This is a genomic window from Planctomyces sp. SH-PL62 (assembly GCF_001610895.1).
GTDB lineage: Bacteria > Planctomycetota > Planctomycetia > Isosphaerales > Isosphaeraceae > Paludisphaera.
Genome location: NZ_CP011273.1, coordinates 501,910 through 516,316, shown reverse-complemented (window position 1 = coordinate 516,316; position 14,407 = coordinate 501,910). Strand labels below are relative to the sequence as shown.

Below are 14,407 nucleotides of genomic sequence, written 5' to 3'. Positions count from 1 at the left end.
CCGACGGCCCGATTCCGGAACGCCGCCAGGCTACGGAAATCATGCCTTCTCCCGCGAAAGGTGAAGGGCTTTGCGTCCGGCTACGGGCGGAGGAGGGGGGCGAGGAAAGTTCTCGCGCCGCGCAGGGCTTCGGCGCCCATGGGGCTGTGGCGGCTCAGCTCGACGTGCAGGCCGCCGGTGTAACCGATCTCGCGGAATGCGGCCAGGATGGGAGGAAAGTCCATCGTCCCCTCGCCGAACATCAGGTGCTCGTGGACACCCACCACCATGTCCTCGATGTGGACGTTGGCGATCCGGGGACCCCATTCGCGGAGGTAGTCGGCGACCGGACGGGGCTCGTTGCAGTGGACGTGGCCGACGTCGACGGTCAAATCGAACAGCGGATGCTTGATGCGTTCGTCGAGGCGGGCGAAGCGGTCGAACGTGTCGATGAACATGCCCGGTTCGGGTTCGAACGCGAGCCGGACGCCCTGCGTCTCGGCGTGCTCGATCACCGGCCGGAGCGCGGCGGCGAGGCGGTCCAGCGCCGCGTCCTCGGACGAGCCGTCGCGCAGGACGCCCGACCAGAACGAGACCGCCCCGGCGTCGAGGGCGACGGCCAGGTCGATCGCGCGACGGAGGAAATCGACCCGGAGGGCGCGTCGCACCGGGTCCGGGTCCATCAAGGTCGGGTCGTGCTTGGTCCGGGGGTTGAGCAGGAACCTCGCCCCCGTCTCGACCACGCGCCCGAGGCCCAGGCCGTCGAGCAGTTCGCGGACGGTCGCCGTCTGGCGGGCCAGGATCGCCGTGTCCTCGTAGGGGTCGAGCGCCCCGGCGTCGAGGGTGATGGCGACGCTTTGATAGCCTTCCTCGGCCATGAGACGGAGGGCGTCGGTCAGGCGGTGGTGGGCCAGGCCGTTGGTGTTGTAACCCAGGAGCATGGGGCGTCCCTCGCGACGGTCAGGTGGCGTAGAGGCGGCGGGCCAGCAGGAAGGCGGGTGGCCAGAGCGCCGCGACGGCCAGGGCGGGCAGGGGGCCGCGAACCGAGGCGACGAGGGCGACGTCGAGCCAGACGAGCGACAGGACGCCCGTCTTCACCGCGCGGCGGATGAGCGCCGGCGAGGGCTCTCGGATCGCCCGCGAGGCCGCCGCGTTGATCGCCAGGGCCGCCAGGGCCAGGACCAGCAGCCCCTCCAGCGGGATCAGGGGACGACCGGCCCAGGGCTCCGGGAAGCTCCCGGGCGCGAGCGAGACGGCGGCCAGCCCGAGCAGCGCGAGATCCTGGATCGACAGGCCGATGATCAGGTTGCGGGTCTCCCCGCCGTGGGCCTCGGAACGGCTGATCCAGGTCACGCCGGCGACGAACGTCCCGAACGCCGCCGCCGCCAGCCAGGCGATCGGCCCCCCCAGCGAGGCTGCCGCGCTCATGCCCAGCAGCATGTTGAACGCCCGACAAGAGCCCATCGCCCAGGGGCCCAGGAACGTCTTCTTGAGGCCCGCGTTGTAGCCCACGATCGCCCCGGCCAGCGCGACGGCGACCGCGAACGTCGGCGACGCGAAGCCTCTCGCGAAGGCCGCCGCCAGCAGCCCCAGCGCAAGCCCTCCCCAGCCGATCGCGGCGGCGACGCCGACCGCCACCTTGCCCGACGGCAACGGCCGTTCGGGACGCTCCGCGCGGTCGACGTCGAGGTCGAACCAGTCGTTCAGCGCCATGCCCGCCGCGTAGAGGGCCATCGACGCCCCCGCCAGCGGCGCCCAGCCGGCGAGGTCGCCGAGGGCCCCGCCGACGAGCAGCCAGCCCGCGAGGCTGTCGGCCGCCGCGGTGAAGACGTTGGGAAGCCTGACCAGTTGGAGGACCGACCGGATCGAGGTCCTCATCCGACCAGCGGCTTCAGGACGTCGTACGCCCGCTTCGCCGCGACGTCCGGGTCGTCCTGGAACGGGTACAGTTCGACGGTCAGCCAGCCGTCGTAGCCGGTCCGCTTGATCGCGTCGACCACCTCGGCGAAGTCGATCACGCCGTCGCCGGGGATCATGTGGTGGTGGACCCGCGTCGCCGCGATGTCCTCCAGGTGGTAGTGGCGGGTCAGGGGGGCCAGCGCGGCGATCGCCCTGGGCAGATCCTCGCTCATGCAGTAAGCGTGGCCGACGTCGAAGTTCAGCCCGAGCGCCAGCGAGCCGACGCGCTCGTGGATCTCGATATACTGATCGGTCGTCTCCAGGAGCAGCTCAGGCTCGGGCTCGATCAGGAGCAGGACGCCGAGCCTCTCGGCGTGCTCGGCCAGGGGCTTGAGGGTCTCGACGAAGAGGTCGACGGCCTGGGCGCGGGACATCCCCGAGGGGATCGGCCCGCCCGGCTCGGTGGTGATGTGGGGGGCGCCCAGCTCGGCGCAGAGGTCAAGCGCGCGGCGGGTGTGGTCGATCCGGACGCGGCGGTAGGCCTCGTCGGGCTCCAGGAACGAGGGGTGCCAGTAGGGCTGGCGATGGTCGGCCACCGCGTTCATCATGAACGCGTTGATGTTCGAGAACGCGAGCCCGTTGGCCCGCATGGCCTCGCGGATCGCCCGCTTCGGCCCTTCCAGCAGGCCCGCGGGCCAGGCGTGCGGGACGTCGGCCAGCAGTTCGAGCCCGTCGTAGCCGACCGCCGCGATCCGCGCCGCGGTCTCGTCGAACGGATGCTTCAAATATGCGTTGGAGCTGAAGGCGAGTTTCACGGGGGGAGTCCGTCGGAGGAGGCGTCGGAGGACCACGGGTCGGTTGCGGCGGCCCGCACGACTGGTTCAGCGGCTCTCGGCCGTCGCCTCGGCCTGGGCGGCGGCGGCGTAGGCTTCGAGGCGGGCGAACTGCTTGAAGAAGTCGTTCTCGGGGTCGCCTTCGGGGCCCTTGAAGAAGCAGGAGAGGTGGAGCATCAGGCCCTTGCCCCCGCGCTGCTTTTCGAAGTCGGCGAGGCGGGCGAGGTCGACGCCGAGGGGGGCGGCGAGGAGGCTGTCGCAGCCTTGCCAGGTGAACTGGAGGGCCATCTTGGTGCCGAGGAAACCCTTGAAGTGGATGTGGTCCCAGGCCGTCTTCCAGTCGCCCATGTCGGGGACGTACTCGATCGAGACGACGGAGGCGGGCTTGTAGCCGAGGATCTCGGTGATGACCCGGTCCTTGGTCTCGACCTTGGACGACTTGTTCGAGGGGTCGTCGAGCACCACGCCGTCGCGGTTGCCGAAGATGTTGTGGCCGACCCAGCTCATCACCTGGAAGTTCCGCGCGGCGAACATGGGCGCCAGCACGGTCTTCATGAGGGTTTCGCCCGTCTTGCCGTCCTTGCCGCCGTAGAGCGAGCCGGTCCGCTCGGCCAGCTCTCGCGCGGCGGGGAACGACCCGCCCAGGCTGGGGGTGAAGTTCAGGTGCGTGTGGCCGCCGCGGAACGCCGCCAGGGCGTAGAGCGCGCTCGACGGCAGGACCGGGTCGCCGGGGCGGTCCAGGACGGCTTCCAGCGCGGCGAGGGACTCGTGGGGCGCCCCGGTGCGGAACGGGGGCTCGGTGCTGGAGACGTTCAGGACGATCAGGTGGTCGAGCTTCTCGGCGGTTACGAACGCGGCGAGGTCGGCCTCGATGCGTTCGAGCGCCTGGCGAGCGGTGCCGGCGGAGGCGTCGGCGGCCCAGTCGCCGAGCTTGGCGACGGTGGGGCTCAGGCCGTATCGGGGGGCGGGCCGCACCCGCGCGGAGGCCGCCGCCAGCTCGTCGCGGCAGGCTTCCAGCCAGGAGGCGTCGAAGACCCCCGACGCGGCGCGGAATTCCTCGGCCGAGGCGGCGAACGTCGTGTTCCGAATCTCATGCCCGCCGACGACGAAATCGCCGGGGGCGGGGAGGGGCAGGTCGCGGAACGCGGGGAGGCCGGTCGTCAGGCCGGTCTGATCGACGAGCCCCTTCGCCATCGCCGCGAGGCCCACCGTGATCGTCGTCCCAACCCCGCCGAAGGCTCCCACGAGCCAGAGTCCAACACGCCGACGCGCCATGTTCGCTTCACCTGTTCGTTCGCGGTGCAGGGGGGAGGCAGGATGGAGGAGGGGAGCCGACGGCGGCCCGACGGCACGCCCGGGTCGGCCCATCTTCCCATTATGGCCCCAGAGCCCCCCGCGTTCAACCCGCGCCGAGCCGCCGAACGTACCCCGCCGCCCGGGCGACCGTCACAATGCCCGGTCGCACCGCCCTTCCCGCGTCCGCCGCCGGCCTATGAGAGCGACGTCCGGCCCCGGCCCCCCTGGCGACGGCGAGGCCGGGCCGCCGTTACAATATCGGGTCGCGGCGACCCGACTCTCGGCCCCCTCGCTCAAGGCGCAACATGTCCGGACCATCCCTGGAACGTCTCCTCGCCCCCCACCCTCGCGTGCGGGCGGCCCGCGACGGGGCTCCCGCTTCGGACGGGGCGTGCGTCGTCTACTGGATGCAACGCGCCCAGCGAGGGGTCGACAATCCGGCGCTTAACATGGCGATCGCCGTGGGCGACGCGATCGGCAAGCCGGTGATCGCCGTCTTCGGCCTCACCGCCGACTATCCGGCCGCCCAGCGTCGGCATTATCGCTTCCTCGTCGAGGGCCTGGTCGACGCCCGAGCCGACCTGGAGCGCCGGGGGGTGCCGCTGGTCGTCAGGCTGGGATCGCCCGAGGAGGTCGTCCCCGCCTTCGCCGAGGAGGTCGGGGCGGCGTTCGTCGTCGGCGACGAGAACCCCGTCCGCGTGGGCCGACGCTGGCGCGAGGTCGTCGCCCGCGCCTTGAAGGTTCCGTTCCACCTGGTCGACGCCGACGTCGTCGTCCCCACCTCGCTTTTCCCGAAGGAGGAGTACGCCGCGAGGACGCTCCGGCCCAAGATCCACCGCGTCTGGGACGAATACCTGAAGCCGATCCCCGAGATCCGAGCCCGCCAGCCCTGGCCCGGCGAGATCCCCGACGGCGCGGAAATCGAGCCCGACTCGCTGATGAAGGCGCTCCGGGTGGGAGGCGTGGGAGAAGTCCCCGGCTACGTCGGCGGCACTCGCGAGGCGATGCGGCGGCTGAAGCGATTCCTCGACGAGCGTCTGCACAGGTACGCCGAGGACCGCAACGAGCCGACGCCCTATTGCACCACGGAACTCTCCGCCCACCTCCATTACGGCCACATCAGCCCGACGACGATCGCCCTGGCCGCGATCCAGAGCGACGGCCCGCGCGAGGGGATCGACGTCCTGCTCGAAGAGCTGATCGTCCGTCGCGAGTTGGCGATCAACTTCGTGGCGCGCAACCCTGACTATGATTCGCTGGCCGGCTGCCCCGAGTGGGCGAGGAAGACCCTCGCCAAGCACGCCGACGACCCTCGGCCGGTCGTCTACACCTCGGACCAGCTAGAACGGGCCGAGACCCACGACCCGCTCTGGAACGCCTCCCAGAAGGAGATGACGCTCACCGGCCGGATGCACAATTATCTGCGAATGTACTGGGCCAAGAAGATCCTGGAGTGGTCGCCGACCGCCGAGCAGGCGTTCGCGGTCGCGGTCGAGCTGAACGATCGCTACGAGATGGACGGACGCGACCCCAACGGCTACACGGGGGTCGCCTGGGCCGTCGGCGGCAAGCACGACCGCCCCTGGCCCGAACGCCCCATCTTCGGCACCGTCCGCTTCATGAGCTACGAGAGCACCCGCAAGAAGTTCGACTCCGCAGGCTACATCCGCCGCGTCGAATCGATCGCGAAGCAGCAGGGCCAGGCGTGAACGCCCCTGGCGCCCAGGGCCAGACGAGGGGCGCCGACGACGCGGACGACACGGAAAAGCGTCGGTTTTCCTGCTCGTCTCCCCCTCATCCGGCCCTTCGGGCCACCTTCCCCCGCGAGGGGGGAAGGATTTGCTGGCCAGACGGGAACCCTGCAGTCGGGTCAGGGGAGGGTGGAGTAGATGACGACGTTGGCGGCGATCCGCAGGGCGCTTTCGTAGGTGTAGCCCTTGCAGTCGAGGCCGGAGTGGCGTTCGAGGGCGCAACCGATGTCGAACTTGGAGTAGATGATGGACCAGTGGCCGTTGACCTTGACCCCTTCGAGCTGGGGGTAGTCCTTGCCGCCGCCGGCCGCCTTGGTGTACTGCGAGTCTTTCAGGTCGAAGTAGACCTTCTCGGAGAACAGCTCGTCGTCCTTGGGGATCGGCACCAGGGGGTTGTTCGGGAACAGCTCGGCGGCGAAGCGGCGGAACGAGGCGTCGAAGCCGGGGCTGCCGCAGGCGGCGTCGGCGAAGATGGTGCCGCCCCCCGGATCGATGTGCTTCCGCAGGGCCTCCATGTCCTCGGGCGAGAACGAGGCCGCGGCGCGGCCGTGGAAGTAGATCAGGGGGTAGTAGATGAGCGCCGGGTCGCTGGGCGAGAGGTCCTTCTGGGAGACGGCCACGTCGAAGCCCAGCGGCGGCTTGCGCAGGGCGTCCATCAGGTTCGGGACGGCCAGCGGGGCGATGTTCCAGTCGCCGCCGTGCTGGAGCTTGGCGATCCGAAGCGAGCCCCGCTTGGGGACGTCGGCCTTGAACTCGCGGACCTCGCGGACGACCAGCTTGTCGGCCGGCAGCTCGCGGCCGGTCGCGTAGTCGACGATGTTCTGGCCCACCATCGTCGCCAGGCCGATGGCCGGGTTCTTGCGATCCCGCTCGGTGCGGTCCATCTGGTTCCAGTAGCAGGACAGGTCCTTGGGGGAGTAGATCACGACCGTCCGGCAGCCGTGCTCCACGCCCCAGAGCGGATAGATCCCCGGGGTCAGCAGGTGCTTGGCCCGCCAGATCGGGTGGTCGTTGGAGAGGGGCTTGAGCCGGTAATTCTCTTCGGGGAAGACCCGCTTCATCAGGTCGCGGAAGCCGACGTCGAACTCCTCGCGTCCGCAGCAGGCGTCGGCGACGAGGAATCCCCCCTGGTCGACGTAGTCGCGGAGGTTCTTCACGGCGAGGTCGGAGAACTCGGGGGCGAGGTGGCCGTTGATGAAGGCGATCGGGGCCTGGAGCAGCTCCTCAACGCTCGCCGAGCCGGGATCGACCACCTGCCAGGTCAGCAGGTGCTTCCAGTCCTGGGAGACCAGGTTGACCAGGTTGCGGACGTCGTCGGGGTCGTTGTCCCAGTCCGTCTGCGGGCCGTGCCGCAGCTTGTTCACCAGCACCGGCGCCCGGCCCTTGGCGAGGAACAGGAGCGCGAAGCTGGTGGCGATGAGCGGGTCCCTCTCGTTCACCACCCCTTCCCAGAATCCGCCGAGCTTGTCCTGCTCGTGGACGAGGGCCTCGGCGCCCTCGCGATACCAGTCGTGCTCGCCGAAGAACCGGAGGCCGCCGAGCCGCCCGGCGCGCTCGACGCCGTACAGGTAATACAGCCGCCAGGCCGGGCCCATATTGATGTTCTGGCCGACCTGGAAGCGGCCGGCCATCCAGTTGATGCCGCGCTGGAGGTTCTTGTTGACCGTCACCTTGCCGCAGTTCTGGATGTTCTCCCCGTGGATCTCCTCGGACCCCTGGAAGCGGCGGAGGCCGGTGATCACCAGGCTGGAGATCCCCGCCGCCGTCATGCTGCCGGTCGAGCCCGAATCGCGCTGCTTGTGGTGATAGCCCCAGCCGCCGTCGCCGCGCTGGGCGCTCTCCCAGTAGGCCCGCGACAGATTCCAGACCTCGGGCTTGGCCTGGACGCCCGCCTCGGAGGCCGCGTGCAGCCCCAGCAGGGCGTACTGGGTGTTGGAGTTGTCGCCGGGGGACCGCTTTCCCAGGTTGTAACTCCACGAACCGGGCCAGTCGACGGGGTCGTTGGGCCGGATCTGGGCCCGCTCCAGCCAGTCGACGTTGGCGATGATCCGGTTGACGTCGGCCTTGGGGTCGGCGGCGGCGTAGACCATCGTCTGGAGGGCGACGGCGTAGGTGGAATCGAGCTGATCGGGGCTCCATTTCCGCAGGAAGTCGAGCGCCGAGCGGATCGTGGGCGAGTCGGCGGGCTCCCCGGCGGTCAGGAGGGCCAGCGTGACGAGACTGGTGAGCCCGGTCCGGGCCTCGCCGCCGACCTGGTAATCCCGCCAGCCCCCGGTCTCGGGGATCTGCTGCTTCTTGAGGAAGCGGACGCCGTCGCGGATGGCGCGTTCGACCTGCTCATGGGTCACGGCCGCGCGAACCTCGCCGACCGTCGAGCCCCAGGCGACGGCCCCCGCCGCGAGCCCGACGACCAACCTGAACACCCCCCGGAACCTGTGCGCCATGGCGAGCCTCCCGAGTCCGGGGCGACCGCGCCCGCCGAACGGCCGACGCGCCCCCTACGACAACTATCCCACGCCCGGCGAGGCGACGGCAAGGCGAGAAAGTCGCCTGGGGCGTCCCGGGCGCGGGGGAGGATCAGTCGGCGATCCTCGCCAGGTCGACCCGGGCGGCGGGGGCGGGGGAGGCCGTCGGCCGGGAGTCCAGCGGGAGCCGCAGGATGCGGTCCGTCCCCTGGCTCGCGGCGAAGGCCGATCGGCCGTCGAGCGACGGGACGAGCGCGCCGACCGCCGCCATCGCGCGACCGACCGGAGCCGCCGAGCCCGGCCTCACGCGGGGACGGCCCGTCTCCGTCGAGATTTCCAGGTCGGCCGAGTAGGGGACGGCCTGGTCGGCCCCGGGGGTGTGGAGCAGGTAGATCAACTGGAGACGACCGTCCCGGGCCGCCACGTTCGGATGTCGCATCCGCGACCTCGGGTCGTAGCCGTCGAGCTCGGCGTCGTCGAACAGCGGCCCGGCGGCGACGATCGCCTCGCCGTCGTCCCCCAGCTCGACCCACCAGGGGGCCATCGGCAGGGCCTTCCCGGGCTCGTCGGTCCGCCGGAGCCTGGCGAGCGAGACGATCAGCACCCCGCGAAGCTCGGGCGCGGCGGGCCACACGGGATCGACCACGAAGGGAGCGCGCCCGCCCGGGGCCTCACACCGCCAGTCCAGGAGAAGCGCCGCCGAGCCCCCCCGCCCGGTCTCGGCCGCGGGGTCGGCGAGGAACCGGTAGGAGTACAGCCGCCCCGTCGAGCCCGGGAAGACGACGTGGTCGGCCCGGGCGGGGTCCCAGGCGACGCGACCGGTGGGCACGACGTCGAGTTCCACGCGCTCCAGCACCTCGGCCTCCGGCAGCCGGACCCGCACCAGTCCCACGGCTCCCTCGCCGGACGGTCCCCCGTCCCCGGCCCTGGTGGCGAACCGGCCCACGGCCTCCATCGAGCCGTCCGCGCCCATCCGGGGGGCCGTCGTCAGGAAATCCCAGCGCTCGGCGTCCGGGACGACGAGCCGCCGCAGCCGGCCGTCCTCGCGGTGGAGCAGATCCACGGGCGGTCGGCCGTTGCGGACGTCGGCCGTCAGGGCCTCCCAGGGGTTCGACGCCGCAGCCGCAGCCGGCCCTTCGGGAAGGGGCTGCATCCGAGCCGCCGTCAACGCGGCCAGCGACAGGCCGGCGAACGCGAGCGTCGCCAGTCGGGCGAGCACATGAAGGCTTGTAATCATCTGGATCTTCCGTCCTGATTCCTGGGATTCGTCCCCGAGCGGGGGCCGACGCGACTTCGGGCCGGCCGGGACCGGTCGGTTCGCCGCCGCGCCGGGGGAGGGCGAGACGGCGTCCCCGCGAGGCCGGGCCGGGCCGCGCGGGGGGTCCGCCCGAGTCGGGCCGGGGAGGGCCGCGGACGTCGAGCGGGGGAGAGGAGGGGAGGGGCCGCCGGGGAACTTCGAGCGTCGCCTCCGGGAGGGTGCCTCAAGCAATTCGGGGGCCGAGCCCGGCGCGACGCCGGCCGGTCCGGCCGAGGCCGCGTTGCAACCTTCGACCGACCAAGCGATTGCGATTCCTCAAATCGCGTCTGTCCGGGAGGTCGCGGCGGGAAGGACGCGGCCGACGAGGGCGTCTCGGCGTCGTCGTATCGGGCGGAACGCTGAATTTTCGGGCGGCGTCGGGGGGCGATCCCTCGGGCCGGGCGTTCCGGCCGCTTGAATCCCCGATTCGCGGGGGCCTACAATTGCGGACCGTCGGCGCCGTCGGGGCGCGGGCGGCGACGCGGGTCGGTTCGAATTTCCAGGGGCGGAACATCGGATGTCCACAGCGAGCGACCGGATCACGCAGCTACTCGACGAGTTTCGGCACTCGCGGGACGTCATGTCCGCCGAGTTGAGCAAGGCCATCATCGGCCAGCACGACGTCGTCGAGCTGATCCTGGCCGCCATCTTCACCCGCGGGCACGTCCTGCTGGTGGGCGTGCCGGGGCTGGCCAAGACCCTGATGGTCAGCTCGATCGCCAGGATCCTCGACGTCGGCTTCAAGCGGATCCAGTTCACCCCCGACCTGATGCCCTCGGACATCACCGGCACGAACGTGCTGGAGGAGCCGGAGTCGGGCCGTCGCGAATTCCGGTTCGTCCCCGGCCCCCTCTTCTCGAACATCATCCTGGCGGACGAGATCAACCGGACCCCTCCCAAGACCCAGGCGGCGCTGCTCCAGGCCATGCAGGAGCGCGAGGTGACGGTGGGCCAGGAGACGCTGAAGCTCCCCGACCCGTTCTTCGTGATCGCCACCCAGAACCCGATCGAGCAGGAGGGGACGTATCCGCTCCCCGAGGCCCAGCTCGACCGCTTCATGTTCGACGTCCGGGTGGGCTACCCCTCGCTCGACGAGGAGAAGAAGATCCTCGCCGGGACGACCCGCGGCGAGTCGCCGGAGCTGAAGAAGCTCCTCTCGGCCAAGGCGATCGTCAACCTCCAGCGGCTGGTGACGTCGGTGCCGGCGTCTGACTACACGGTGGACTACGTGGCCCGACTGGTCCGCGCCACCCGCCCGGCCGACGAGTACGCCCCCCAGTTCATCAAGGACCTGGTCGACTACGGCGCCGGCCCCCGCGCCGGCCAAAACCTGATCCTGGCGGGCAAGGCGATGGCGGCGATGGACGGCCGCTACAGCGTCTCGCTGGACGACGTCCGCAAGGTCGCGCTCCCGGTCCTCCGCCACCGCCTGAGCGTCAACTTCCAGGCCCAGGCCGAAGGCCAGACCACGGAATCCCTCATCAAGCGCCTGATCGCCGAGGTCCGCGAGCCCGACACCCCCAAGTACGACCGAAAAGGCGCCTGACCGCCCCCGCCGTCTGGGCGTTTCGAGCCCGGGCCGCGTAGGATGATGGAGAGGGTCGGCCGGCCCCGGGAGGGGACGGCGCCGCCCCTGCGCGATTGGCGTCGGCCGTCGTCGCGCGTCGCGACCAGCCCCGCGGAGCAGCGATGGGTAACGCCGAGAAGTTTCTGAAGCCCGAGGTGATCCGCCAGGTCTCGCGGCTCGACCTGCGCGCCAAGTTCATCATCGAGGGGTTCATCGCGGGGCTGCACGCCAGCCCGTTCCAGGGGTTCTCGGTCGAGTTCTCGGAGCATCGCAAGTACACCCCGGGCGACAACATCGCAGACATCGACTGGAACGTCTTCGCCAAGACCGACCGCTTCTACACCAAGAAGTTCCAGGCCGAGACCAACCTCACCGGCTACCTCGTGATGGACCTCTCGGCGTCGATGGGCTACACCTACCGCCAGGAGCTGACCAAGTTCGAGTACGGGATCAGCCTGGCCGCCGCGCTGGGGTACCTGATGATCCACCAGCAAGATCCCGTCGGCCTGATCGCGTTCGACACCAAGGTCCGCCGCAGCCTGGCCCCGGGGAGCCGGCGGACGCAGCTGGCGAACATCCTCTCGGTCCTGGCCCAGCTCAAGCCCGAGGGGACGACCGACATCGAGGCCAGCCTGCTCCAGGTAGCCGGGATGATGCGGCACCGCAGCCTCGTCATGATCTTCAGCGACCTGCTGGCCGACCCCGAGCCGATCCGACGGGCGCTCTACCGGCTGCGGTTCGCCGGCCACGACGTGATTTTGTTCCACATCCTCGACGAGGCCGAGGCCGCCTTCCCGTTCGAGGGGATGCTGCGGCTGGAAGACAACGAGACCGGCGAGGTGATCGAGGTCGACGCCGAGGCGATCAAGTCCGACTACCTGGAGGAGGTCGAGAGCTTCCGGGCCGGCTACAAGGCCGAGTGCGTCCGGGCCCGGATCGACTACGTGCCGCTGCATACGGGGATGGCCTTCGACAAGGCCTTGATGTCCTACCTGCTGTCCCGCCAGGCGCGAGGCTGAAGCCCCATGGAATTCTCGCTGATGCACGCCGGGCTCGCCGCCGGCGCCGCGATGGCGGCCGTCCCGGTGATCCTCCACCTGTTCATGCGGCCGACGCCCAAGCACGTCGTCTTCCCCGCCCTTCGCCTGATCCGCGAGCGGCAGAAGAAGTCCAAGAAGAAGATGCGGATCAAGAACTGGCTGTTGCTGGCCGCCCGGATGCTCGTGCTGGCCCTCATGGCCCTGGCCCTGGCGCGCCCCCGACTCCACTCCGAGACCCCGCTGGGCGACGACTCGGTGCCGACGGCGCTCGGCCTTGTCTTCGACACCAGCCTGTCGATGAGCTATCGGGAGCAGGACGAGACGCTGCTCGACCAGGCCAAGGCCCGCGCCCGCGAGATCATCGGCCGCATCCCCGATTCCAGCCTGGTCTTCGCGGTGAACTCGGCCGATCCGGGCGTCCCGGTGGGGCTCTCGCCGGCCACCGCACGCAAGTGGATCGACGACCTGACGATCCGCCCGGTCAACCGGCCGCTCAACATGGCCATGGGTCAGGTCTACTCGGCCGTCGCCGACTGCGACCGCCCCCGCCGCGAGGTCTACGTCCTGACCGACCTCGGCCGGACCTCCTGGGACGCCGAACGCCCCGCCGAAGGGCTCGACCAGGTCGAGAAGGCCAGGCAGGCCAAGGCCGCGGGGGGGCAGATCGCCACCGTCATCCTCAAGCTCGGCCCCGAGGAGCGCGAGAACGTCTCGCTCGACGAGGCGACCCTTCCCCAGAACACCGCCCCCCAGGGCGAGCCCGTCGAGATCCGCGGACTGGTCCGCGCGCACGGGAACAAGCCCGCGCAACGGATCGTCGAGTTCTACCTCGACGGCGTCAAGAAAGGCCAGCAGCCCGTCGACCTGGCGGCCGGCGGCCAGGCCGAGGTCCGCTTCCTGACCCCTCCCCGACTCAAGGAGGGGGAGATCCACCGCGCCGAGCTGCGCGTCACCGGCGCCCCCGACCCGCTCAAGTTCGACGACCAGCGGTTCCTCAGCTTCGAGGTCCGTCCGGCGCTCAAGGTCCTGATCGTCTCGGACCTGAACGCCGACTCCGAGTTCGTCGCCATGGCGCTCGACCCCGACCCGACCCCCGGCGCGGGCCGCAGCTACCAGCTGGAACGGGCCCGCCCGGCCGACCTGGACCGCTTCCGCGAGACGCTCCACGAGTTCGCCGCCGTCTTCCTGCTCAACGTCGAGACGCTCGACGACTCCCGCTGGGGCCTGCTGAACGCCTACGTCCACGAGGGAGGCGGGCTCGTCGTCGGCCTGGGAGACCGCTGCAAGGCCGAGAACTACAACGGCCCGATCGCCGGCCAGGTCCTCCCCGCGCAGCTCGCCAGGGCGGTCTCGCCGCCGGGGAAGGGGACGACGTTCGGCAAGATCGCCGACGTCACCCACCCGCTGTTCGACCGCTACGCCCGCGAGATGGACGCCCAGTTCGCCGTGATGCCCGTCTACAGCTACTGGCAGGTGCAGCCGCCGTCGGGCTCGCGCACGCTCCTGAACTTCGCCGACGGCGCCCCCGCGCTGGTGGAGCGGAACTTCAAAGGGGCCCGCACCGGCCGGGTCCTGATGTGGTCCACCCCGCTCGCCCGCCGCGTCGTGAGGTCGGACCGCGCGGCCTGGAACGAGTTCCCCAACGTGAGCTACTGGGTCTTCCCCGTGGTCATGAACCTGACGATCCCGTACCTCGCCGGCTCGACGGGCGAGCAGCTCGTCTTCGACGCCGGCGACGACGTGCTGCTGGGCTTCGGGCCCGACGCCCGCCCCCAGGACGTTTTGATCACCGGGCCCGACGGCAAGTCCACCGATCGGCTCGCGCCGCCCCCCGCCGGCGAGCCCCTGAAGATCGCCGCGCCCCAGCAGATCGGCCAGTGGACGGTCGTCGCCGTCGGCCCCGGCGACGCGCGCAAGACCATGGGCTTCAGCCTTAACCCGCCCCGCGCGGAGAGCCGATTCGCCGACCTGGAGACGGCCGACCTCGACGTCCTCTTCGGCAAGGACGGTTACGCCCTGGCCGGCGACGACAAGGCCCTCAAGAAGGTGACCGAGCTGATCCGCGTGGGCCACGAGATCTTCCCCTGGCTGATGTTGCTGATCCTGATCCTCGTGACCCTCGAGAACTACCTGGCGAACACGTTCTACAAGGAGCCGACCGGCCAGGCGGACGTCACGGCGACCTCCACCGGCATGGCCCAGGCCGGCGCCTGACCGCCGCCGCCGCCTCGCCCTGGACGCGGGGCGGGCCGCGATGCGACAATCGTCCCAGGGGGGCGG

10 protein-coding genes are annotated in these 14,407 nt (G+C 70.6%); 4 read left to right on the top strand and 6 right to left on the bottom strand.

The genetic code is table 11. The features are described from left to right. Nucleotides 1-80: 80 nt before the first annotated feature. The 4 genes from VT85_RS01970 to VT85_RS01955 form a co-directional block, all read right to left on the bottom strand. Nucleotides 81-920 carry a sugar phosphate isomerase/epimerase family protein gene (locus VT85_RS01970; RefSeq protein WP_068409718.1) on the bottom strand — a complete coding sequence of 280 codons (840 nt, stop codon included), beginning with the start codon at nucleotides 918-920 and terminating at the stop codon, nucleotides 81-83. Nucleotides 921-939: 19 nt separating this feature from the next. After that, nucleotides 940-1,857: a UbiA family prenyltransferase gene (locus VT85_RS01965; protein ID WP_068409716.1), complete on the bottom strand. Its 918-nt coding sequence runs from the start codon at nucleotides 1,855-1,857 to the stop codon at nucleotides 940-942. Further along, nucleotides 1,854-2,693 carry a sugar phosphate isomerase/epimerase family protein gene (locus tag VT85_RS01960; RefSeq protein ID WP_068421256.1) on the bottom strand — a complete coding sequence of 280 codons (840 nt, stop codon included), beginning with the start codon at nucleotides 2,691-2,693 and terminating at the stop codon, nucleotides 1,854-1,856. The genes VT85_RS01965 and VT85_RS01960 overlap by 4 nt, the downstream gene beginning before the upstream one ends. A 66-nt stretch (nucleotides 2,694-2,759) precedes the next feature. Next, nucleotides 2,760-3,986, bottom strand: coding sequence for an inositol-3-phosphate synthase (locus tag VT85_RS01955; protein ID WP_068409715.1), 1,227 nt, complete (start codon nucleotides 3,984-3,986; stop codon nucleotides 2,760-2,762). Between the two features lie 326 nt (nucleotides 3,987-4,312). Between VT85_RS01955 and VT85_RS01950 the strand changes: the two genes are divergently transcribed. Next, on the top strand, nucleotides 4,313-5,716 hold the full coding sequence (locus tag VT85_RS01950; RefSeq protein ID WP_082858287.1) for a deoxyribodipyrimidine photo-lyase: 1,404 nt from the start codon (nucleotides 4,313-4,315) through the stop codon (nucleotides 5,714-5,716). A 161-nt stretch (nucleotides 5,717-5,877) separates the two neighbouring features. Here VT85_RS01950 and VT85_RS01945 read toward each other — a convergent pair whose 3' ends face one another. Together VT85_RS01945 and VT85_RS01940 are read right to left on the bottom strand one after the other, a co-directional pair. Next, complete coding sequence (locus VT85_RS01945; RefSeq protein WP_068409712.1) at nucleotides 5,878-8,202, bottom strand: DUF4159 domain-containing protein; 2,325 nt, start codon at nucleotides 8,200-8,202, stop codon at nucleotides 5,878-5,880. Between the two features lie 133 nt (nucleotides 8,203-8,335). Further along, nucleotides 8,336-9,460, bottom strand: a complete 1,125-nt coding sequence (locus VT85_RS01940) for a hypothetical protein (RefSeq protein ID WP_156512624.1) — start codon at nucleotides 9,458-9,460, stop codon at nucleotides 8,336-8,338. Between the two features lie 640 nt (nucleotides 9,461-10,100). Here VT85_RS01940 and VT85_RS01935 point away from each other — a divergent pair. From VT85_RS01935 to VT85_RS01925, 3 genes are all read left to right on the top strand, one after another. Further along, the gene (locus VT85_RS01935) at nucleotides 10,101-11,066 is read left to right on the top strand and encodes an AAA family ATPase (protein ID WP_068421251.1); all 966 of its coding nucleotides are present in this window, start codon (nucleotides 10,101-10,103) and stop codon (nucleotides 11,064-11,066) included. Between the two features lie 143 nt (nucleotides 11,067-11,209). Further along, a complete protein-coding gene (locus tag VT85_RS01930; RefSeq protein WP_068409708.1) occupies nucleotides 11,210-12,106 on the top strand; it encodes a DUF58 domain-containing protein in 897 nt (298 codons plus the stop codon). Between the two features lie 6 nt (nucleotides 12,107-12,112). After that, on the top strand, nucleotides 12,113-14,341 hold the full coding sequence (locus VT85_RS01925; RefSeq protein ID WP_068409703.1) for a BatA domain-containing protein: 2,229 nt from the start codon (nucleotides 12,113-12,115) through the stop codon (nucleotides 14,339-14,341). The last annotated feature ends 66 nt before the right edge of the window (nucleotides 14,342-14,407 follow it).